This is a genomic window from Nocardioides sp. GY 10127 (assembly GCF_004919085.1).
Taxonomy (GTDB): Bacteria; Actinomycetota; Actinomycetes; order Propionibacteriales; family Nocardioidaceae; genus Nocardioides.
Genome location: NZ_STGL01000011.1, coordinates 1 through 20,236 on the forward strand (window position 1 = coordinate 1; position 20,236 = coordinate 20,236).

Below are 20,236 nucleotides of genomic sequence, written 5' to 3' on the forward strand. Positions count from 1 at the left end.
AAAAAAGTGCAGGTAGCCCGGCGCGTAGCCCACCTCCGGCATCCCGAGCTTCTCCACCACGCGCAGGGAGTTGGAGTTCTCCGGCCGGATCGCCACCTCGACGCGGTGCAGGCCCAGCCGGTCGAAGGCGTGGTCGACCACCATCGCCACCGCGCGCGGCATGACGCCCCGCCCGGCGAACCGCTGGTCGAGCCAGTAGCCGACGGAGCCGAACATGGCCGAGCCACGCACCACGTTGTTGATGGTCACCTGACCTGCGAAGACGCCGCCGACCTCGATGACGAAGGGGTACGTGGTGCCGCGCCGGGCCTGGCGCCGCAGGCTGCGCACGAGCCCGTCGAAGGTCGTGGGGCGCAGGTCGCCGCCGGGCGGGACGGTGGCGTCCCACGGGGCCAGCCACGTCGCGTTGCGCTCCCGGGCGTCACGCCAGAGCGCGGCGTCCGTGGTGCGCAGGGGCCGGCAGACGACGTCCTCGTGCGTGAGCCGGACGGGCCAGCCGCCCGGCAGCACCCCGGGCGGACGGGTGAGCCCCAGGCTCGCGCCGAGGCCGAACCCGCCGGTCAATGGTCGCTCCCACGCACCTGCTCCACCGCGTGCACGAGCACGGGCTCGAGCACGCCGAGCGCGTCCTTCACCCCGCCCCGGGAGCCGGGCAGGTTCACCACGAGGCACTCCCCCGCCAGCCCCGCCAGGCCCCGCGAGAGCACGGCGGTGGGGACGCCCTTGGCGACCCCGGCGGCGCGGATCGCCTCGGCCAGGCCGGGGACCTCCCGGTCGAGCAGCGGACGCGTCACCTCCGGCGTCCGGTCGGTGGGCGTGAGCCCGGTGCCACCGGTGGTGAGCACCACCCGCGCGCCGGCTGCGACGGCGGCGGCGATGGCCTCGCCGACCGGCTGTCCGTCCGGGACGACGGCCGCGGCGTCCACCTCGAACCCCCACCCGCGCAGCGCGGCGACCAGCAGCGGGCCGGTCTCGTCGGCGTAGACGCCCGCGGCAGCCCGGTTGGAGGCCACCACGACGGCGGCCAGGCCTCGCGCAGGATCACGCTCGGACGGCGAGGTCACGACCGCCCCGGCACCGCGGGCAGGTCCGCCCGCGTCCAGTCGCCGGACTTGCCGCCCGACTTCGCCTCGACCCGGACGTCGGTGATCACCGCGCCCTTGTCGACGGCCTTGACCATGTCCACCACGGTGAGGGCGGCGACGGTCACGGAGGTCAGCGCCTCCATCTCGACGCCGGTGCGGTCGGCCGTCCGGACGGTGGCGGTGATGGCGACGGCGTCGTCCAGCACCTCCAGGTCGACCTCCACCCCGGAGACCGACAGCGGGTGGCACAGCGGCACGAGGTCGGGGGTGCGCTTGGCGCCCATGATGCCGGCGACGCGGGCCACGCCCAGGGCGTCGCCCTTGGGCACGCCCTCGCCGCGCAGCAGCGCCACGACCTCGGCGGAGACCAGGACGCGGCCCGTGGCGGTCGCGGTGCGGGCGGTCACGGCCTTGGCCGAGACGTCCACCATCCGCGCCGCCCCGGTCTCGTCGACGTGGGTCAGCCGGGCGGCGGGGGTCGCCTCGGACGGCGAGCTCACAGCCCGCCCTCGAGCCCGCCCTCGAGGGGCAGCACCTCGACCTCGGCGCCGGCCGGGAGCGCGGTGACGTCCTCCGGGACGACGATGAGCGCGTCCGCGACGGCCAGGTCGCCGACCAGGTGCGAGGCGGGCCCGCCGACCGGGGAGACGGTGCCGCCCGCGACGTCCAGGTCCCCGCGCATGTACTGGCGGCGTCCGGGAGGCGAGGTCAGCGCGTGCGTGAGCCGGGCCCGCACGTGCGGGCGCGAGGCCGGGGTGAGGCCCATCATCGTGCGCAGCGCGGGCAGCACGAACAGCTCGAAGGAGATGTAGGCGCTCACGGGGTTGCCGGGGAGCGTGAAGATCGGCGTGGAGTCCTCCCCCACCCGGCCGTAGCCCTGCGGCTTGCCCGGCTGCATCGCGACGCTGCCGAACCACACGGTGCCGAGCGGCGCGAGCGCCTCCTTGACGACGTCGTGGTCGCCCTGGGAGACGCCGCCGGAGGTGACGACGACGTCCGCGCGGACGAGCTGGTCGTCCAGCGACTCCAGGAACGCCCGCGGCTGGTCGGGCACGATGCCCACGCGGTAGGCGATGGCGCCGGCGCGGCGGGCGGCCGCGGCGAGCAGGAACGAGTTGCCGTCGTAGATCGAGTCGTGACCCAGGCCGGTGCCGGGGTCGCGGAGCTCGGTGCCGGTGGAGAGGATCACCACGCGCGGACGCGGCCGGGCGGCGATCGTCGGGTGACCCGCGGCCGCGAGCAGCCCGAGGTGGCGCGGGCCCAGGACGGTGCCCTCCTCCACGAGCAGGTCGCCGACCTCGACGTCCTCGCCCGCGTAGCGCACGTGCTGGTGCTCCCGCGGCGCGCGCGAGATGACGACCTTGGCCACGCCGCGGTCGGTCCACTCGTAGGGGACGACGGTGTCGGCGCCGTGCGGCACGGGCGCACCGGTCATGATCTTGGCGGCGGTGCCGGGCGGCAGCGCGAGGAGGCGGGCGTCGCCGGCGCTGATCTCGCCGACCACGGGCAGGTGCACCGGCGCGTCCTCCGAGGCCGTGGCCACGTCGGCGAAGCGCACGGCGTAGCCGTCCATCGCGGAGTTGTCGAAGGGCGGCAGGGAGGTCGAGGAGACGACGGGCTCGGCCGCCGCCAGCCCGAGCGCGTCCATCAGCGGCTGCTGGTAGGGCGCGAGCGGCTCGACGTCGTCGAGGATGCGGGCCAGGTGCGTCTCGACCGAGACCGGCTCAGGCATGCGGTGCTGCGTCCTCCTTCAGGACCGTGCCGGGCTCGATCCGCTTGCCGGCCTCGCCCTGCACCTTCACGTCGCCGACGACCTCGACACCCTTGCCGAAGGTGACGTCGCCGTCGACCCGCAGCGAGGTCGCCTGCTTGAGCGAGGGCGCGCCCTCGGGGAAGCGGCGGTCGAAGCCGTCGACCAGCTTGTAGTAGTCGTCGTCGAGGTCGATGAACGGCAGCGACTCGCTCACCTGGTCGAGCACGAAGTCCTGGCCGAGGCTGTAGACGTCCGAGCGCAGGACCAGCAGGTCGTTGGTCGTCTTGACCGGGACGAAGCGATCGCGACCGACCTCGATGAGCGTCGCGCCCTCGAAGACCTCGATCGCCGCGCCCATCGCCGACTCGACCTGGATCACCTTCGGCGAGGTCTTGTCGGCCGGGTCGACCGTCTTCTCGTTGCGGATCATCGGCAGCCCGAGGACGCCGTCGCGCTCGTCGAGGACCGCCTTGAGCGCGGCCAGGTCGACCCAGATGTTGTTGGTCGAGCAGAACCGGTGCCGCTCGAGGTCGGCCAGGGCCGCCTTGTCCTCGTCCAGCGTCTGGGCGGTCTCGCGCAGCACCAGGCGGTCGTCGGACTTGCGACGGGCGAAGTGGCCGCCCTTGCGGTCGCTCGGGGTGCGGCGCACGGCCTCGATGGCGAACGGGGCGCCCGAGGCGGCGAACCAGCCGGCCACGCGGGGGTCGGGGGTCGCGCCGAGGTTGTCGGAGTTGGAGATGAAGACCCGCTCGTAGCCGGCCTCCAGGAGGCGGTCGAGCAGGCCCGTGCCGCGCAGCGCGGTGTAGATGTCGCCGTGGCCCGGCGGGCACCACTCCAGCGTCGGGTCGGCCGGCCACTCGGCGGGCGTGAGCCCGTCGACGAGGAGCTTCGGCTCCTTGTTCTGCAGGAACTCCAGCGGCAGCCCGGCCACCGGGAGGTCCTCGTAGCGGGCCAGCGCGTCCATCGTGTCCGCGGACGTGCGGAACGAGTTCATCAGGATGAGCGGGAGCGGCGCCCCGTGCTCCTGGCGCAGGTGGAGGATCTGGCGGGCGATCACGTCGAGGAACGACAGGCCGCGGCGCACGCAGAGCAGCGACTTGGCGCGGTCCATGCCCATGGACGTGCCGAGGCCGCCGTTGAGCTTGATCACCGCCGTCGTGCGCAGCGCCGCGGAGGCGGCCTCGTCGGCCACCTCCACGTCGGCGAGCGACTCCATGTCGACGGGGTCGATGGTCGACTCGGGGATCATCCCGGTCTCACCGGCCTCGAGCAGCCCGTAGTAGTGGGCGAAGGTCCGGATGGCGACCTCGTCCACACCTGCGGCCTGCATCTTCTCGCGAGCAGCGGTCAGCCCTGCAGAAGTCATAAGGGCCATCGTATGGTCGGGCGGTGCCCGGTCCGCAAACCCCCGGTGGGGGAAACCTTCCCCAGGGCCCTGGTTCCGGGGCTGGTTCCGGCTCTGTCTCGGGCGCTGGTTCGGGGGCTGGTTCGGGTTCTGTTTCGGGCGCTGGCTCGGGGCCGGTCTCCGGCTCGTTCCCGGGGACTGTCTCGGGGGCGGCCGCCAAGACCGCCGTCCGAGACCGCCTGCTCACCGCCCGACGCCGGCGGACCCCGCTCGAGCAGGGCGAGCACGCACAGTCGCTGGCCGGCGTCCTGCTGGCGGCGCCGGAGGTGGCACGGGCCGCCACCCTCGCCTGCTACGTCTCCTCGCCGGGCGAGCCCGGCACCGGACCCCTCCTCGACGCCCTGCGCGCCGCGGGCAAGCGCGTGCTGCTGCCCGTGCTGAAGCGGGACATGGACCTCGACTGGGCCCCCTTCACCGGCGCCACTGACCTCGTGGGGGCCCGGTTCGGCCTCCTCGAGCCGTCCGCCCCGGCGCTCGGGCCGGAGGCGGTGGCGACGGCGGACGTCGTGCTCGTGCCGGGCCTGGCCGTCTCGGACGCCGGCGCGCGGCTCGGCCGCGGGGGCGGCTCGTACGACCGGGCGCTGGCTCGGGTGCCCCTCGGCACGCCGGTGTGGGTGCTGCTGCACCCCGAGGAGGTCGGCGTCGACGTGCCGACCGAGCCGCACGACCGCCCCGTGACCGGTGCCGCCAGCGGCGACGGGGTCGTGCGGCTGCCGCGCTAGTGCCCCGCTGGCTGGTGTCTGTCTGGCTGGCGTCTGTCTGGTCGGGGTGTGTGTCGGCTCGCTGGTGTGTCCCCGGCTGGCTGGGCTGTTCGGTCCTCGTAGCCACGAGGACCGAACGGCCCCTCCCACCTGCGGGGGTCCGCATCAGCGCAGGTCAGCGGGACGCCGCCCAGCCGGCCGCTGCGTTGGGTCCTCGTGCCCACGAGGACCGAAGCCAACCCACCGGCGCACCAGCCCCGGGCAGCTCGTCCAGCCGTCGCCTCGTCCGCCAGGAGGACCGAACCACCACGCCAGCCAGCTGGGGTGCGCATCAGCGCAGGTCAGCGGGACGCCGTCCAACCGGCCGGTGCGTTGGGTCCTCGTGGCCACGAGGGCCGAAGCCAGCCCACCGGCCCGGCGACATGACGGTCATCTGCCACCGGCCCTCTGTCCACCGGCCCGCTGGCGAGCCGGCCCCGACGGCACGAACCGCCGGCCCAACGGCCGCTGGCTCCTCGGCGCACCGAAGCTCGTCAGCCACGAGGACCGAACACCCGCACCAACCGGCAGGCGTGCACATCACCCCAGGTCAGCGGGACGCCGCCCAGCCGGCCGATGCGTTGGGTCCTCGTGGCCACGAGGACCGAAGCCGGCCCGCGGCGCACCGGCCCCACCCAGCAGCAGCAGCCGCAGCCAGCCGAAAGCCGTAGCCACACCCACACCCACAGCCACACCCAGCCGACGCGTCAGTCCGCCGGCTGGAGCGTGAGCACGTCCTCCGCGGCAGCGTGCACGGCGTCGGAGGAGAACAGGAAGGGCAGTGTCTCGCCGCGCGCCCACAGGTCGGTCTGGTCGGTGTAGTGCGCGGAGCCGGGATGCCCGGAGACACCGGTCAGGTTGATCCAGCGCGAGTCGTCCAGGTCTGCCAGCGAGACGAGCATCCGCATGGACGGCGCGCTCACGATCGTGAACTCGCCGACCGAGCCGGCCCCGCTCGAGCCACCCCCAGCAGACGCACCACTCGACGCACCAGCACCCGAAGCACCAGCACCCGAAGCACCAGCACCCGAAGCACCAGCACCCGACGCACCCTCACCCGACGCACCCTCACCCGACGCCCCCCACGTCGACGCGTCCCAGCTGGACGCATCGACCGCCGCCGAGCCGCCGCCGACCTCCCAGCCGCCCCGGTTGACCAGCGCCTCGACCGCCCCGATCCCCGACATCCCCAGCGGCGTCGCCACCAGGTCGAGCCGGTGCTGGTGGCCCCACGTCCAGTCGCGCGCGTCGCGCGACTGCAGCCGCGTGAGGTCGTCGCGCGCCTCGAGCAGGGCCTCCTGGAGCACGTCGTCGCGCGTCTCCACCTCGTCGGTGGTCACGTCGTCCCAGAAGGCGTCGCGCGGGTGCCGCAGCAGCCGGGTGACGACCGCGACCCAGCGGTCGCTGCCGTCGGGGCGGACGGCCTCGGGCAGCTCGTCGTCGAACGTGTCGGCGAGGAGCCGGGCCCAGACGGCGTTGAAGTAGGCCGCGGCCGCCGAGCCCTCACCGTCGGCGGGCTGCGAGAGGTCCCAGTCGCCCAGGAGCGCCTGCCCGGCCGCGTCGTAGCCGGGCTCGAGGTCAGCGTCGAGCAGGTACGGCACCAGCGCGGCCGCCATCGGGTGCCGGGTGTCGAGCTGGATCGCGGCGAGGTCGTCGAGGGTGACGCCGTCGCCGTCGGCCAGGTCCGCCGCCAGCAGGGTGCGCATCCGGTCGGAGCGGTAGCCCTGGTCCCAGTCGTCGGTGAGGAAGTACGGGTACTCCTCCCCCACGACACGCTGGTTGGCGGTCACCACGAAGCCCTCGTCCGGGTCGAGGACGCTGGGGAGGCCGTCGAACGGGACGGTCTGGTCGGTCCAGTCGTCCTGCACGAGCCAGCCGCGGGCCGGCGTCCGCCCGTCGTTGCCGGACTTGCGGATCGGCACCACGCCGGGCGCCTGGTACCCGATGTGGCCCGCGGTGTCGGCGTAGACGAGGTTCTGGGCGGGGACGGCGAACGAGGCGGCCGCGGCCCGGAACGAGTCCCAGTCGTCGGCCAGGTCCATGGCGAGCACCGCGTCGGCGGTGGGCTGCGGGTCGAGCGCCGTCCAGCGCAGCGCCACGGCGGGCTCCACCGCCCCGCCCGCGCCCGAGGAGCCGGCGACGTCCGAGCCGGTGGGGGCCGACGGCGCGGCCGCCAGGACGTCCTCGCCGACCTCGGCCAGCTGGTCGCTCACGTCCGAGAGCAGCGGCCCGTGCGCGGTGGAGCGGACGGTGATCTCCACGTCGTCGCCGCCGGCGACCGCGAGGGTCTCGGTGCGGGTGCGCAGCCGCCGCCAGCGCCCGCCGTGCAGCCAGCGGTCGCCGCGGACCTTCTCCACGTACAGGTCGCTCACGTCGGCGCCGAGGTTGGTGAACCCCCAGGCGATGGAGGCGTTGTGCCCGATGATCACGCCGGGGAAGCCGGAGAAGGTGAACCCGGCGACGTCGAGGGCGCAGTCGCCGGCGGCCGCCGCCTCCGCGGTGCAGTGCAGGCCCATCTGCATCCACACGCCCGGCACGGAGACCCCGAGGTGCGGGTCGTCGGCGAGCAGCGGGGCGCCGGTGGCGCTGAGGTCGCCGGAGACGACCACCGAGTTCGAGCCGATCCCGTCGCCGAGGCCGAGCAGGGCGGGCACCGACTCGGTGCCCGTCGCCACCTCCGCCAGGACGGCGCGCTGGGCGGCCGTGAACGCGGGCCGGGTGGGGTTGCGGGTGCCGCCCTGGGTCGCGTCCGCCTCGTAGACGCCGTCGACGACCGCGCCCTGGGTGACGATCGGGGTGGCCGCGGTCGCGCTCGGGTAGAGCTGGGCGGCGCGGTCGGCGCCGACCGCCGCCGTGGCGAGCACGCGGCCGACCTCGTCGTCCATGTTGCCCCGCAGGTCCCACGCCATCGCCTTGAGCCAGGCCAGCGAGTCGACGGGCGTCCACTCCTCCGGCACGTAGTCGTCGAGCGAGCCCAGGGAGAGCACCGTGTACTCGACCGCGATGTCGGCGGTGGAGCGGCCGTCGAGGTAGGCGTTCACCCCGTCGGCGTAGGCCTGCAGCAGCTCGCGGGTGTCGGGGTCGAGCAGCCCGAGCTCCTCGGCGGCGACGCGGCGCCACCCCATCGTCCGGACGTAGGCGTCGGTCTCGAGCCCCGCCTCCCCCACGAGCTCGGAGAGGCGCCCGGCGGTCACGTGCCGGCGCACGTCCATCTCGAAGAAGCGCTCCTGGGCGTGGACGTAGCCCTGGGCCATCGCGAGGTCCGCCACGGAGGAGCCGTAGAGCTGGGGGACGCCCTGGTCGTCGCGCACCACCTCGACCGGCGCGGAGAGGCCGGGTAGGTCGATCGTGCCGGTGGTCTGGGGGAGCGGACGCCGCACCTGGACGCCGACCAGCACCCCCGCCACGAGCGCGACCACCACCACGCCCACCGCGACGCCCGCCAGCACCCGCACCGGCCACGGCAGCGCGGCCCAGCGGGCGCGCAGGCGGGGCTCCCCGGGGGCGGCGGCGACGTCGCTCATGCCCGACATTGTCGTGCCTCCTGGCCACTGGCGTACTCTTGGCACTCGCAGGGTTCGAGTGCCAGGTCGAACGAGGCCTCGACGCCCCGCACCCCTGATCGGCGCGCTGCGCCCTGACCCCGGAGGGACGGATGCCCACCTACCAGTACGCCTGCACCGAGTGCGGTCACGGCTTCGAGATCGTCCAGAAGTTCTCGGACGCCTCGCTCACCGAGTGCCCCGAGTGCCACGGCAAGCTGCGCAAGGTCTACAACGCCGTCGGCGTGGTGTTCAAGGGTTCCGGGTTCTACAAGACCGACTCGCGCTCCGGGTCCGGCTCCGGCCCGAGCTCGTCCAGCTCGTCGTCGGCCACCTCCACGGGGTCGTCGTCCGGCTCCTCGGACTCCGGTTCCTCCTCGACCTCCTCCAGCACGTCGAGCACATCGAGCACGTCGAGCTCGTCCAGCAGCGGCTCCTCGACCTCGAGCTCCGCGTCGTCCTGATCCGCCGCTGACCCCGGCCCGCCCCTCCCGGGGGCACCGCGGGCCTGTGGAGGACGACGGACGCGTCGCGGCGATCCGGCCTAGCGTCGGTCCGTGCTCAGCGACCCGCCGCCCACCACCCCGGCCCAGGCGCTCGGCCGCGCCCGCGTGCGCCTCGGTGCCGCGCGTCGACGGCTGCGCGCCCTGGTGCTGGGTCACCGGAGGCTGCTCGCCGCGGGGCTGACGGCCGTGGCGGTGGCCGCCGGGCTGCACGCCGTGAGCACGCCGCCGCCCGCGTCCGTGGAGGTGGTGGTGGCCGCCGCCGACCTCCCGGCCGGGCACGTGGTGGCGCCGGACGACCTCACGTCGGTCGCGCAGCTCCCGGGGGCGGTGCCCGAGGATGTCGTCGCCGACCCGGTCGGCGCCGTGCTGGCCGGCCCCGTGAGCGCCGGAGAGCCGCTCACCCGCGCCCGGCTGGTGGGGCCGGGGCTCGCCTCCCCGGGGCTGGCCGCCGTGCCCGTCCGGCTGCCCGACGCCGGGACGGCGGCCCTGCTGGACGTCGGGGACACCGTCGACCTGCTGGCGACCGGGTCGGGCTCGGGCGCCGGTGGGGACTCCCGCGTCGTGGCCACCGACGTCACCGTGCTCGCCCTCCCCGCTGACTCCGGCTCCGGCCCGGCCGGCGTGGCCGGCGGGCGCGTCGTGGTGCTCGGCGTCCCGGACGAACTGGTCACACCTGTCGTGGATGCGGCCGCGCGCACCTTCCTCAGCTACGCCTGGGCTGGGTAGGTTGCGCACGCACGCCGGTCACCGGGGCCGGTATTGGACTGAGGAGGGGCAGCCCATGCTCACCGGATTCAAGAACTTCCTGCTGCGCGGCAGCCTGGTCGACCTGGCGGTCGCGGTCATCATCGGTACCGCGTTCGGCACCGTCGTCACCGCCTTCACCGCCCTGCTGCTGGCGCAGATCCCGACCAGCAACGACATCTTCGTCGGCGCGAAGGAGGGCACCTTCGGGTACTTCTTCAACGCGCTCGTGGCGTTCCTGCTGCTGGCCGCCGTCGTCTACTTCTTCGTCGTCCTGCCCTACACCAAGGCCAAGGAGAAGTGGTTCCCCAGCGCCCCTCCCGGCACCCCGGAGGACACGATGCTGCTCCGCGAGATCCGCGACCTGCTCGTCGCGCAGGCCGCCGCCGAGAAGGCCGAGCCCGAGGGCGAGCACAAGGCCTGACGGTTCCTCACCGGCGTCGCCGGGAGGAACGAGAACGACCCGCCACCCTGCCCGGTGGCGGGTCGTCGCAATTCTCGGGAGGGACGGCGGTCAGCCGCCGTGGTGCGGAGGCACCTGCTCACGCAGCCAGTCGTCGCCGGACCGGCCGCCCCGCCCGCCGTCCGGACCGCGCTCGTCGTTCGTCGTGCCCGGGAGGACGTCGCCGAAGACCTCCGCCAGCCGCCGCCTGCGCTTCCACGCGGGCTCGGCGGGCTCGGCGGCAGGCAGGTCTCGAGGCTCCTCGCCGGAGCTCGTCGCACCTCGACCACCGGGCTCGCTCACGTGCCCCTCGCTCACGTGCCCCTCCCTCAGGTGCACAGCCCGGCGGCGGCGAGCTGCTCGTCGTCGGCCAGGCCGGCACCGCCGGTGTTGGAGTTCTTCTTCTTGTTCTTCTTCCCCGTGCCGGAGGAGGCGGAGGCCGACGGCGAGGAGGACGCGGACGACGAGGACGAGCTGTCCGAGCCCGGCAGGTTGCCGGCGGAGATCGCGTCGGTGGCGATCGAGGACGTCAGCGGCTTGTCGTTGCGCAGCTTGCGCCAGACCTTGGCCGCGTCGTCGGTCCACACGAGCCGGTTGTAGTCGTTCGGGTCGGTGGTGTTCGGGATGGTGATGAACTGGATGCCGTCGAGGCTGATGTTGCGGAACTGGTAGCCGAGCTCGGCGAGCTTGGTGATGCTGCCCAGGCCCGAGTCGACGGTGAGCGAGGCGGTGGCGGCCTTGAGGAACTTGGTGAGCCGGACGGGGTTGGCCAGCGTGTTCGCCGAGACCACCGTGCTCGCCAGCGACGCCAGGAACGCCTGCTGACGCTTCATCCGGCCCAGGTCGGAGCCCTGCGAGACGGCGTACCGCTCGCGGACGTACTCGAGGGCCTCGTCGCCGTCGAGCACCCGGGTGCCGGCGGCGATGTGGATGCCGTGCGAGGCGTCGTCGATGTCCTCGGGGATGCACATCTCGACGCCACCGACGGCGTCGACCATGTCCTTGAAGCTGCCGAAGTCGACCACGACGTAGTGGTCGATGCGGATGTCGGTGAGCGACTCGAACTGCTGGATCGTGCAGGCGGCGCCGCCGACCGAGAACGCCGCGTTCCACATCTGGTAGTCGGCGGCCGGGATCGTGGTGCCGTCCTCGGTCTTGCAGGCCGGGCGGTCGACCATCGAGTCGCGCGGGATGGAGACGCCGTAGGCGCGCGTCCGGTCCGCGGAGAGGTGGATGAGCATCGTGTTGTCGGAGCCGTCGGCGCCGGTCTCGTTGTCGATGTCGCACCCGGAGCAGTCGCGGGCGTCGATGCCCATCACCAGGATGTTGAGCGGCTCCTGCGGGCCCTCCACCTCGACGGTGGTGGGCCGGTCGGTGAGCTGGTCGGTGACGTCGTCGACCGTGATGCCGCTGTTGAGCGTCCGGTAGAGCCACACCAGCGAGAGGCCGGAGACCATCGCGAGGACCACCATCGTGCTGAGCAGCACGCGGGCGACGGTGTGGCGGCGCTTCGGCCGGGCGCGGCGGCGGCCCTGGCGGGGCTCGGCCCTGGCGGTCTCCGGCTCGGGACCACCGGAGAGCTGCGGGTCGTTCGTCACGGAACTCCTCGGGTGAGGCAGGCGGCGCGGCCGCGGGCAGGTGTGGTGGTCCGCCACGATTGTGCGGACCCGCACAAGCCTCGCCAAGTCGGGGGTGGGGCGAGATGCGTCGCACCTGCTATCAGCGCACACCTGTCCTGAGCCGGGCGAGGGCCGCCACCAGGTCCTCCTCCGACGGCGCCGGACCGTCCGCCGCCCGCAGCCCCGCGCCCGCCGCGCGGACCACCTCGGCGTCGTCCACCGGGAGCAGCCGCAGGTCCAGCCGGGAGAGCAGCCGGGCGGTCACCGGACGCTTCGCGCCGGCCGGCACCAGGGCGGCGAGCAGGTCCGCGGCCGCCGGCGAGACGAGCAGCGCCCACGCGACCGCGGCGTCCACCGCGGCGTCCGGCCCGGTGAAGGCGGCCTGGTAGGCGGTGTCGTCCAGCAGGACGGGCCGGGCCGGGCCGTCCGCGCCCGGCGCGGGACCCACCAGCCGGAAGCGGGCCTCCCGGTGCAGGCCCGAGACGGCCACCTTCCAGGGGGCGAACGTGTACGGGCCGAGCCCGAAGACGCTGAACCGCGGGCGGCCGGCGTAGATGCGCGAGCGGCGGCCGTCGAGGGTCGCCGCGTGGCGCTCCAGGTGCGCCCACAGCGCCGGGGCCGTCGTCCTCAGGCCCGCGGTGTCCTCCCCCAGGCGCGCCTGCGGCAGCACCAGGAGCCGGTGCGGGGCGCGGCCGTGGTGGAGGTCCCCGCCCTTGAGCAGGGGGTGCAGGTGGCCGGGCTCGACGTGGACGGGCGCGCCGTCGCGGGTGGTGGGGCCGGCGGGCGAGGCCTCGAGCTCGAGCGCGGACGCCGCGTCGTGCTTGACCCCGGAGCGCCACTCCAGCGGGCTCCGCCCGTCCGCGGCGCGCACCCGCTCCCAGGCGGCCAGGTCCTCCACCACCCGGCCCTCCGCCGTCACGCCGAGCCGCCGCGACGGCCGCTCGCGCGCCGGCCCGGGGTGGACGTCGGCCACGACGACCGGCTCCCCCTCCGTCGCGCCTCGCGGCGCCGCGGGGTCGAGCCGCAGCACGCACCAGCACGCGTCGACGCTCGCGCCGAACCAGCGGCGGGCGTCGACGGCGAACAGCTCGGCCGAGACCACCGGCAGACCGGCCCGGGCGGCGTGCCGCAGCACCTCGCGGGCCACCTGGGTCTTCACCAGGACACCCAGCACCAGCGGCTGGTCGGCGAGGTGCTCGAGCACGGTGAGCAGGAGGGTCTCGGCCACGTCGAAGTTGCTGGCGCCGGTGAGCGCGTCGAGGCCGGCCAGCGGCTTGAGCCCGCGGCGGCGGGGCGCGGTGGTGACGCCGAGCCGGGTGAGGTCCGCGGAGGTCACCCAGGGCGGGTTGCCCACCACGGCGAGCGGGCCGGCGGTGCGCCAGGGCAGGTCGGTGTCGAGCCGCAGCGCCAGCACGTCGTCCAGGACGACCCGGGCGTGCCGCCGCGCCACCTCGGCGTGCTCCGCCTGGACCTCGACCCCCAGCAGCTCCGCCTCCGGCCAGCGCGCGGCGGCGGCCTCGAGGAACGCGCCGGTGCCGCAGGTCGGCTCGAGCACCCGCGACCGCGCCGGCAGGTCCAGCAGCGCCAGGCACTCCGCCGCCAGCGCGGGCGGGGTCTGGAAGTCCCCCAGCGCGTTGTTCGGCACCGGGCAAGGATGGCAGGCGCGGCTGCGACGGCCGGGGCGCGCGCCGGCGCGCACAGCCCCGCGTGCCAGGGTGGGGGTCATGACGCGCTCCCTGGACACCTCGCTCGCCCTCGACCACGCGCCACTGCCGGCCGAGACCGTGGTGGAGGGCTCCCCGACGGCCGGGCTGGCCGTGCTGACCGAGCTCGGCGGGGTCGGGGTCGGGGTGTGGGAGATGACGCCGGGCACCGCGACCGACGTGGAGGCCGACGAGGTCTTCGTCGTGCTCAGCGGCGCGGGCACGGTCACGTTCGCGGACGGGGAGGTCGTGCGGCTCGCCCCGGGCGTCGTCGTCCGGCTCGCCGAGGGAGAGGCGACCACCTGGGTGGTCACCGAGACCCTGCGCAAGGTCTGGGTCTCCTGACCCACCGCCGGCGAGCCCGCGCGATCCTCGTGCGCGGCCCGGGCGGTCCGGGCGGTCCTGGCCGCCGACGGCGGCCCCCGGGCCTCAGCCCGTGCGCGCCCCGAGCGCGGCGAGGATGTCGCTGACCCGCTCCTTGGCGTCGCCGAAGAGCATCGCGGTGTTCTCGCGGAAGAACAGCGGGTTCGGCACGCCGGCGTAGCCGGACGCCATCGAGCGCTTGAAGACCACCACGCGCCCCGCCTCCCACACCCGCAGCACGGGCATGCCGGCGATGGGGGACGTCGGGTCCTCCGCGGCCGCCGGGTTCACGGTGTCGTTGGCCCCGATGACGAGGACGACGTCCGTGCTCGCGAGGTCGTCGTTCACCTCGTCCATCTCGAGGACGACGTCGTAGGGGACCTTGGCCTCCGCGAGCAGCACGTTCATGTGCCCGGGCAGCCGTCCGGCCACCGGGTGGATGCCGAAGCGGACCTCCACGCCCCGCTCCCGCAGGCCGCGGGTGAGCTCGGCGACCGGGTACTGCGCCTGCGCCACCGCCATCCCGTAGCCGGGGGTGATGACGACGCTCGAGGCGCCCGCGAGCAGGTCCGCCACATCGTTCGCGGTGGTCTCGCGGTGCTCGCCCTCGACGGCGGCGCCGGTGCCCGCGGCCACCCCGAAGCCACCGAGGATCACCGAGACGAACGACCGGTTCATCGCCGCGCACATGAGGTAGGAGAGGTAGGCGCCGCTGCTGCCGACGAGCGCGCCGGTGACGATGAGCAGGTCGTTGCCGAGGAGGAAGCCGGACGCCGCGGCGGCCCAGCCGGAGTAGCTGTTGAGCATCGAGACGACGACGGGCATGTCGCCGCCGCCGATGGAGGCGACCAGGTGCCAGCCCAGGGCCAGCGCGACCACCGTGGCGAGCGCCAGCGGGGCGAGCGACGGCGAGGCCGTGAACCAGGCGGTGCAGACGACGAGCGCCACCAGGGCGCCGGCGTTGAGGACGTGCTTGCCCGGCAGCACGAGCGGCGCCGAGGAGATCCGGGCCGAGAGCTTGAGGAACGCGACGATCGAGCCCGTGAAGGTGACCGCCCCGATGAAGACGCCCAGCACGACCTCGGCGTGGTGGATGCCGAGCAGCCCCTCGGCGCGGAGCACCGCCCCCTCGAGGCCGGCCGGGTCGGCCTCGACGAGCAGGTAGCCGTTCCAGCCGACCAGCACGGCCGCGAGCCCGACGAACGAGTGCAGCAGCGCGATGAGCTCGGGCATGCCGGTCATCTCCACCACCCGGGCCCGCCACAGGCCGACGGAGGCACCCACCGCCACGGCCACGAGGACGCCGGCCGCGTACCCCGGCCGCTGGGACAGGCCCGTGTCGAGCGCCAGCGCGAGCGTCGCGACGAGGGCCAGCGCCATGCCGGCGATGCCGAGCCCGTTCCCGCTGCGGGCGGTCTCGTGCCGGGACAGCCCGGCCAGGGCGGCGACGAAGAGCAGCGCGGCCACCACGTAGGCGGCCAGGGCGAGGGACGTGACGCTCATCGGGCACCGCCCTTGCTCGAGCCGCGGCCGGGCGAGCCGGCGGCCGGCCCGGTGGACCGGGTGAACATGCCGAGCATCCGCCGGGTCACGGCGAAGCCGCCGAAGATGTTGATGCTGGCGAGCAGGATCGCCACCAGGCCGAGGACCCCGACGAGGGCCGGCGTGGCGGCGGTCGGGTCGCCGACCTGGAGCACCGCGCCGACCACGATGATCCCGGAGATCGCGTTGGTGACGCTCATGAGCGGGGTGTGCAGCGCGTGGTGCACGTGGCCGATCACGTAGAAGCCGACGACCACGGCGAGCGCGAAGACGGTCAGGTGCGGCAGCAGCGCCTCGGGGGCCGCGGCGAGCACCAGCAGCAGCGCCAGGGCGCCGACCGCGGTGAGGGCGGCGCGCCCGGCCGGCGTCCGGAGGAAGGAGGGGGACGTCGGTGCCGCCTCCGCCACCGCGGCGGCTGCGGGCGCGGCCGCCGGGGCGGCCGAGACCTGCACCGGCGGGGGCGGCCAGGTGACCTCCCCGGCGCGGGTGACGGTGACGGCGCGCTGCACCGGGTCCTCCAGGTCGAGCACCAGCTCGCCGTCCTTGCCGGGGGTGAGGAGGGTGAGGAGGTTGACCAGGTTGGTGGCGTAGAGGCGGGACGCCTGCTGCGGGAGCCGGGCCGCCAGGTCGGTGTAGCCGAGCACGACGACCCCGCCGGCGGTGACCACCCGCTCGCCGGGCACCGAGCCCTCGACGTTGCCGCCGGAGCCCGCGGCCATGTCCACGACCACGGACCCGGGCGCCATGGAGTCGAGCATCGCGGCGGTGACCAGGCGCGGGGCGGGGCGCCCCGGGATGAGCGCGGTGGTGATGAGGACGTCGACGCCCGGCAGCGTCTCGGCGTAGAGCCGCTCGGCGCGGGCCGCGTAGTCGGCCGAGACCTCCCTGGCGTAGCCGTCGGTGGAGACCGTCGCCTCCTCGTCCGGGACGGCGAGGTACTCCCCGCCCAGGGAGGCGACCTGGTCGGCGACCTCGGGCCGCGGGTCGGTGGCCAGGACCACGGCACCCAGCGAGCCGGCCGCGCCGATGGCGGCGAGCCCGGCCACGCCGGCGCCCGCCACGAGCACGCGCGCCGGCGGCACCTTGCCGGCCGCGGTGACCTGACCGGTGAAGAACCGGCCGAACTCGTGCGCGGCCTCGATCACCGCGCGGTAGCCCGCGATGTTCGCCATCGAGGAGAGGACATCCATGGACTGGGCGCGCGAGATGCGCGGCACCGCGTCCATGGACAGGGCCGTGACGCCGCGGGCGGCGAGCTCGTCCAGGAGGCCCGGCGAGGTGGCGGGAGCGAGCAGGCCGATCCAGGTCTGGCCCGCGCGCAGGTGCGGCCGCGTCACGGTGCCCGGCCCGGCCAGCGACAGCACGACGTCCGCGGCGAGCGGGTCGCCGATCCTGGCGCCGGCCTCCCGGTAGGCCTGGTCCGCGAAGCCCGCGCGGGCTCCTGCCTCGGGCTCGACGACGACCTCGTGCCCGAGGCGCAGCAGCGCCCGCACCGAGTCCGGCGTGGCCGCGACGCGCGGCTCGGCCTCCCTCACGACTCCCAGCAGCACGGGGCCCCCTCGGGGTTCGGTGGCGCCTCGTTGCGACACCGTCGGCAGGGAACCTAGCGCACCCCGGCGTCAGGGGTCGGGGACGAAATGCCCTGGCGGGTGCCGGCGGGCTGGACACCCTGCCCGGGGTCCGCCCGCGCCCCGCGCCCCACACCCCCGGCGTCCCACATATCAAGACCGCCGTCTTGATATGTGGGATTCCAGGCGTACGGTCGAGCCATGACCGCACCCACCCCCGCCACCTACACCCACGGCTACGCCGAGAGCGTGCAGCGCTCCTACCGCGTGCGGACCGCCGAGAACTCCGCGGCCTACCTGCTCCCCCACCTCCGGGCCGGGCAGGACCTGCTGGACGTCGGCTCCGGCCCCGGCACCATCACGGCGGGCCTGGCGGCACGCGTGGCCCCCGGGCCCGGCACCGGCTCGGTCACCGCGCTCGAGGTGGCCGAGGAGGCCCTGGCCCAGACCCGGGCCGGGCTCGAGGCGGCCGGGCTGGGGGCGTCCGGCGTCGAGGCGAGCCTGCTGGTCGGCGACGTCCACGCGCTCGACCTGCCCGACGACTCCTTCGACGTCGTGCACGCGCACCAGGTGCTCCAGCACGTCGCCGACCCCGTCGCGGCGCTGCGCGAGATGATCCGCGTCTGCCGACCCGGCGGGGTGGTCGCCGTCCGCGACGCCGACTACGCCTCCTTCGCCTGGTTCCCCGCCTCGCCCGGCCTGGAGGAGTGGGCACGCCTCTACCAGCAGGCCGCGCGGGCCAACGGGGGCGAGCCGGACGCCGGCCGCCGACTGCTCTCCTGGGCCCGCGCCGCCGGGGCCACCGACGTCGTCGCCACCTCCTCGACCTGGTGCTACGCCGACGACGCCGCCCGCGAGCTGTGGGGCGGGTCGTGGGCCGAGCGGATCACCGGCTCGGCGATCGCCGTCCAACTCGAGGCGTCCGGCACCCCGCGCGCCGACCTCGAGGCCGTGGCCCAGGCCTGGCGCGACTGGGCCGCGAGCCCGGACGGCTGGTTCAACATCGTCCACGGCGAGGTGCTCATCCGCGTCTGAGCCGGGCCCATCGGTCACCGGCGGGCCGCCCCCGGCCTGTTCGGTGACATGTGTCGGACAGGACAGCCGGCGGGGCTGGTGAGCCTTGCATGCAAGGTCGTACGCTTTCTGTGTGGCACCCACCGACCTCGCCGGCCCCGCGCCGACCGACAGCTCCCCCGCCCCCGTCTCCGCCGCCCCCGTTCCTGCTGCCCCCCTGCCTGCTGCTGAGCGCGCCTACCGCGCCGTGAAGCAGGCGATCCTGAGCGGCGAGAGCCCCGGCGGCCGGCTGCTGAGCGAGGCCGAGGTCGGCACGCAGCTGGGCCTGAGCCGGACCCCGGTGCACGAGGCGTTCCTCCGGCTCCAGGCCGAGGGCCTGCTCGACCTCCTCCCCCGGCGCGGCGCCGTCGTCGTGCCGGTCGCCCCGGGCGAGGCACGCGACGTCCTGGAGGTGCGCCGCGCGCTGGAGACCGCCGCCGTCCGGCGGCTGGCCGAGGCGGCCGCCGCCGAGCGCGAGGCCCTCGATGCCCGCCTCGCGGCCCTGCTGGCCGACCAGCGCTCGCTGGCCGCGGAGCAGGACGTCGCCGCGTTCGCCCAGGCCGACGCGGCCTTTCACGTCGCACTGCTGGAGGCGTCCGGCAACACCGTGGCGCTGCGCCTGTACGCCACGCTCGCGGACCGGCAGCAGCGGATGACGATCGGGTCCGTCGGCCGGCGTCCGGAGCACCTGGCCACGCTGGTCGACGAGCACCGGACCCTGGCGGCCCTCGTCCTGGCCGGCGACGTCGACGGCTTCGACGACGCGGTCACCACCCACCTCGGCCGGACGCACGCCGTCCTGCTCGGGGGTGCGCTGTGAGCGACACCCGGCTCGGTCACGCCCAGCCCCGCGCGGACGTCGAGACCTCGGCGCCCCGCCTGCGCGCGGACCTCCCGTCCCGCCGGCCCTGGCGCCGCTCCCCCGGCGGGTGGCGCGCCTGGTGGGCCCCCGCGGTGGCGATGTTCGTCATCGGCTGGGGCGGCAACCAGTTCACCCCGCTGCTCTCCGTCTACCGGGCCGACCTGGGGTTCTCGCAGGTCGACGTGGACGTCTTCCTGGGCGCGTACGTGGTCGGGCTGGTGCCCGGCCTGCTGCTCGCGGCCGCGCTCTCCGACCACTTCGGCCGGCGTCCGGTGATGACCGCCGGCCTGCTCGCCGGACTCCTCGGCAGCGCGCTCCTGGCCATGGGCGACGCCGAGGGCTTCGCGGCGATCTTCGCCGGCCGGGCCCTGTCCGGGGTGGCGGTCGGCATCGCGATGGCCGTGGGCACCTCCTGGGTCACCGAGCTCTCCCGGGCGCCCCACGACGACGCGCCCGCCGGCACCGGCGCGCGGCGCTCCTCGATCGTGCTCTCCCTCGGCTTCGCCAGCGGGCCGGCGTCCGCCTCCCTGCTGGCCGAGTGGGCGCGCCCGGCCCTGGTCTGGCCCTACGCCGTCCACGTGGCGCTGTGCGCGGTGGCGCTCGGGGTGGTCCGTGCCCGCGGGGTGGAGACCCGGCACGAGCGGGGCGACGCCCGGCTCGTCGAGCGGCTGCGCGTCCCGGCGGCCTCGCACCGTCGCTTCCTGCACGTCGTCGCTCCCATGGCGCCCTGGATCTTCGGCTCCGCCGCGGTCGCCTACGCCGTCGTGCCGCAGGTCGTCGCCGCCTCCCTCGGCGGCTGGACGCTGCTCTACACCGCCGGCCTCACCGTGGCGACGCTCGTCACCGGCGTGCTCGTGCAGCCCCTGGCCCGCCGCCTGGACGACCGCTCCAGCGCCCGCGCCGTCGTCGTCTCGATGGTGCTGATGACGCTCGGGATGGTCCTGGCGGCGCTCACCGCCCTCACCGGCAGCCCGCTCCTCGCCGTCCCGGTCGCCCTCGTGCTCGGCGCGGCCTACGGCATCGCCGTGGTGTCCGGGCTGCTGGAGGTGCAGCGCATCGCCCGGCCGGACGACCTCGCCGGGCTCACCGGCGTCTACTACGCCCTCGCCTACGTCGGCTTCCTGCTGCCGGCCGTCCTCGCCGCGCTCCCGGGTGGCTTCGGCTACCCCGCGATGCTCGGGGTGGTGGCGCTGCTCGCCCTCGGCTGCACCGCGGTGTGCGCGTCCGGGTGGTCGCGCCACCTCGGGGAGATCGGCCGAGGCTGAGCCCGCCGAGGCTGGGCCCACCGCGCCTGAGCCGCCCGTCGGGG

Annotated in this window: 19 protein-coding genes; 8 read left to right on the forward strand and 11 right to left on the reverse strand. The window is 75.1% G+C overall.

The annotated features are described in order from the left end of the window. The 5 genes from E8D37_RS18150 to E8D37_RS18170 all read right to left on the reverse strand — a co-directional run. Window positions 1-564, reverse strand: a 564-nt coding sequence (locus E8D37_RS18150) for a GNAT family protein (protein WP_240770548.1), incomplete at its 3' end; no start/stop codon positions are given. Further along, the gene (locus E8D37_RS18155) at window positions 561-1,064 is read right to left on the reverse strand and encodes a molybdenum cofactor synthesis domain-containing protein (protein WP_240770549.1); all 504 of its coding nucleotides are present in this window, start codon (window positions 1,062-1,064) and stop codon (window positions 561-563) included. The genes E8D37_RS18155 and E8D37_RS18150, both read right to left, overlap by 4 nt. Then, complete coding sequence (gene moaC / locus E8D37_RS18160) at window positions 1,061-1,585, reverse strand: cyclic pyranopterin monophosphate synthase MoaC (protein ID WP_276606515.1); 525 nt, start codon at window positions 1,583-1,585, stop codon at window positions 1,061-1,063. The genes E8D37_RS18155 and moaC overlap by 4 nt, the downstream gene beginning before the upstream one ends. Continuing rightward, a complete protein-coding gene (glp, locus tag E8D37_RS18165) occupies window positions 1,582-2,817 on the reverse strand; it encodes a gephyrin-like molybdotransferase Glp (protein ID WP_136571250.1) in 1,236 nt (411 codons plus the stop codon). The genes moaC and glp overlap by 4 nt, the downstream gene beginning before the upstream one ends. Next, window positions 2,810-4,204 (reverse strand): UTP--glucose-1-phosphate uridylyltransferase, encoded by a 1,395-nt coding sequence (locus E8D37_RS18170; protein ID WP_136571251.1) that lies wholly within the window; start codon window positions 4,202-4,204, stop codon window positions 2,810-2,812. The genes glp and E8D37_RS18170 overlap by 8 nt, the downstream gene beginning before the upstream one ends. Window positions 4,205-4,227: 23 nt before the next feature. Here E8D37_RS18170 and E8D37_RS18175 point away from each other — a divergent pair, with 23 nt between their 5' ends. After that, window positions 4,228-4,965 carry a 5-formyltetrahydrofolate cyclo-ligase gene (locus tag E8D37_RS18175; RefSeq protein ID WP_136571252.1) on the forward strand — a complete coding sequence of 246 codons (738 nt, stop codon included), beginning with the start codon at window positions 4,228-4,230 and terminating at the stop codon, window positions 4,963-4,965. 725 nt (window positions 4,966-5,690) lie between these two features. On the opposite strand, the gene E8D37_RS18180 is transcribed toward E8D37_RS18175, so the two are convergent. Next, window positions 5,691-8,507: a penicillin acylase family protein gene (locus tag E8D37_RS18180; protein ID WP_136571253.1), complete on the reverse strand. Its 2,817-nt coding sequence runs from the start codon at window positions 8,505-8,507 to the stop codon at window positions 5,691-5,693. 131 nt (window positions 8,508-8,638) lie between these two features. Between E8D37_RS18180 and E8D37_RS18185 the strand changes: the two genes are divergently transcribed. The 3 genes from E8D37_RS18185 (at window position 8,639) to E8D37_RS18195 (ending at window position 10,199) form a co-directional block, all read left to right on the forward strand. Next, window positions 8,639-8,989, forward strand: coding sequence for an FmdB family zinc ribbon protein (locus E8D37_RS18185; protein WP_136571254.1), 351 nt, complete (start codon window positions 8,639-8,641; stop codon window positions 8,987-8,989). Window positions 8,990-9,082: 93 nt separating this feature from the next. Beyond that, window positions 9,083-9,757 (forward strand): SAF domain-containing protein, encoded by a 675-nt coding sequence (locus E8D37_RS18190; RefSeq protein WP_240770550.1) that lies wholly within the window; start codon window positions 9,083-9,085, stop codon window positions 9,755-9,757. Between the two features lie 55 nt (window positions 9,758-9,812). Beyond that, window positions 9,813-10,199, forward strand: coding sequence for an MscL family protein (locus E8D37_RS18195; RefSeq protein ID WP_136571255.1), 387 nt, complete (start codon window positions 9,813-9,815; stop codon window positions 10,197-10,199). 90 nt (window positions 10,200-10,289) lie between these two features. On the opposite strand, the gene E8D37_RS18200 is transcribed toward E8D37_RS18195, so the two are convergent. The 3 genes from E8D37_RS18200 to E8D37_RS18210 form a co-directional block, all read right to left on the reverse strand. After that, window positions 10,290-10,535: a hypothetical protein gene (locus E8D37_RS18200; RefSeq protein WP_136571256.1), complete on the reverse strand. Its 246-nt coding sequence runs from the start codon at window positions 10,533-10,535 to the stop codon at window positions 10,290-10,292. An 11-nt stretch (window positions 10,536-10,546) separates the two neighbouring features. Further along, window positions 10,547-11,815, reverse strand: a complete 1,269-nt coding sequence (locus tag E8D37_RS18205) for an LCP family protein (RefSeq protein WP_240770551.1) — start codon at window positions 11,813-11,815, stop codon at window positions 10,547-10,549. Window positions 11,816-11,936: 121 nt separating this feature from the next. Continuing rightward, window positions 11,937-13,481 (reverse strand): class I SAM-dependent methyltransferase, encoded by a 1,545-nt coding sequence (locus tag E8D37_RS18210; protein WP_136571257.1) that lies wholly within the window; start codon window positions 13,479-13,481, stop codon window positions 11,937-11,939. Window positions 13,482-13,560: 79 nt separating this feature from the next. Between E8D37_RS18210 and E8D37_RS18215 the strand changes: the two genes are divergently transcribed. Next, window positions 13,561-13,884, forward strand: coding sequence for a cupin domain-containing protein (locus E8D37_RS18215; protein WP_136571258.1), 324 nt, complete (start codon window positions 13,561-13,563; stop codon window positions 13,882-13,884). 84 nt (window positions 13,885-13,968) lie between these two features. On the opposite strand, the gene pntB is transcribed toward E8D37_RS18215, so the two are convergent. After that, window positions 13,969-15,405 (reverse strand): Re/Si-specific NAD(P)(+) transhydrogenase subunit beta, encoded by a 1,437-nt coding sequence (pntB, locus tag E8D37_RS18220; protein ID WP_136571259.1) that lies wholly within the window; start codon window positions 15,403-15,405, stop codon window positions 13,969-13,971. Further along, complete coding sequence (locus E8D37_RS18225; RefSeq protein ID WP_136571260.1) at window positions 15,402-16,994, reverse strand: Re/Si-specific NAD(P)(+) transhydrogenase subunit alpha; 1,593 nt, start codon at window positions 16,992-16,994, stop codon at window positions 15,402-15,404. The genes pntB and E8D37_RS18225 overlap by 4 nt, the downstream gene beginning before the upstream one ends. A 219-nt stretch (window positions 16,995-17,213) precedes the next feature. Here E8D37_RS18225 and E8D37_RS18230 point away from each other — a divergent pair, with 219 nt between their 5' ends. The 3 genes from E8D37_RS18230 (at window position 17,214) to E8D37_RS18240 (ending at window position 20,192) form a co-directional block, all read left to right on the forward strand. After that, window positions 17,214-18,047, forward strand: coding sequence for a methyltransferase domain-containing protein (locus E8D37_RS18230; RefSeq protein WP_136571261.1), 834 nt, complete (start codon window positions 17,214-17,216; stop codon window positions 18,045-18,047). Window positions 18,048-18,159: 112 nt separating this feature from the next. Then, a complete protein-coding gene (locus E8D37_RS18235; protein ID WP_206055853.1) occupies window positions 18,160-18,885 on the forward strand; it encodes a GntR family transcriptional regulator in 726 nt (241 codons plus the stop codon). Beyond that, on the forward strand, window positions 18,882-20,192 hold the full coding sequence (locus tag E8D37_RS18240; protein ID WP_206055854.1) for an MFS transporter: 1,311 nt from the start codon (window positions 18,882-18,884) through the stop codon (window positions 20,190-20,192). Before E8D37_RS18235 ends, E8D37_RS18240 begins: the two co-directional genes overlap by 4 nt. Window positions 20,193-20,236: the final 44 nt, after the last annotated feature.

Coding starts and splice junctions, on each gene's coding strand:
- glp (WP_136571250.1), bottom strand. CDS start 2,817: ATGCCTGAGCCGGTCTCGGTCGAGACGCACCTGGCCCGCATCCTCGAC.
- E8D37_RS18170 (WP_136571251.1), bottom strand. CDS start 4,204: ATGACTTCTGCAGGGCTGACCGCTGCTCGCGAGAAGATGCAGGCCGCA.
- E8D37_RS18180 (WP_136571253.1), bottom strand. CDS start 8,507: ATGAGCGACGTCGCCGCCGCCCCCGGGGAGCCCCGCCTGCGCGCCCGC.
- E8D37_RS18185 (WP_136571254.1), top strand. CDS start 8,639: ATGCCCACCTACCAGTACGCCTGCACCGAGTGCGGTCACGGCTTCGAG.
- E8D37_RS18195 (WP_136571255.1), top strand. CDS start 9,813: ATGCTCACCGGATTCAAGAACTTCCTGCTGCGCGGCAGCCTGGTCGAC.
- E8D37_RS18215 (WP_136571258.1), top strand. CDS start 13,561: ATGACGCGCTCCCTGGACACCTCGCTCGCCCTCGACCACGCGCCACTG.
- pntB (WP_136571259.1), bottom strand. CDS start 15,405: ATGAGCGTCACGTCCCTCGCCCTGGCCGCCTACGTGGTGGCCGCGCTG.
- E8D37_RS18230 (WP_136571261.1), top strand. CDS start 17,214: ATGACCGCACCCACCCCCGCCACCTACACCCACGGCTACGCCGAGAGC.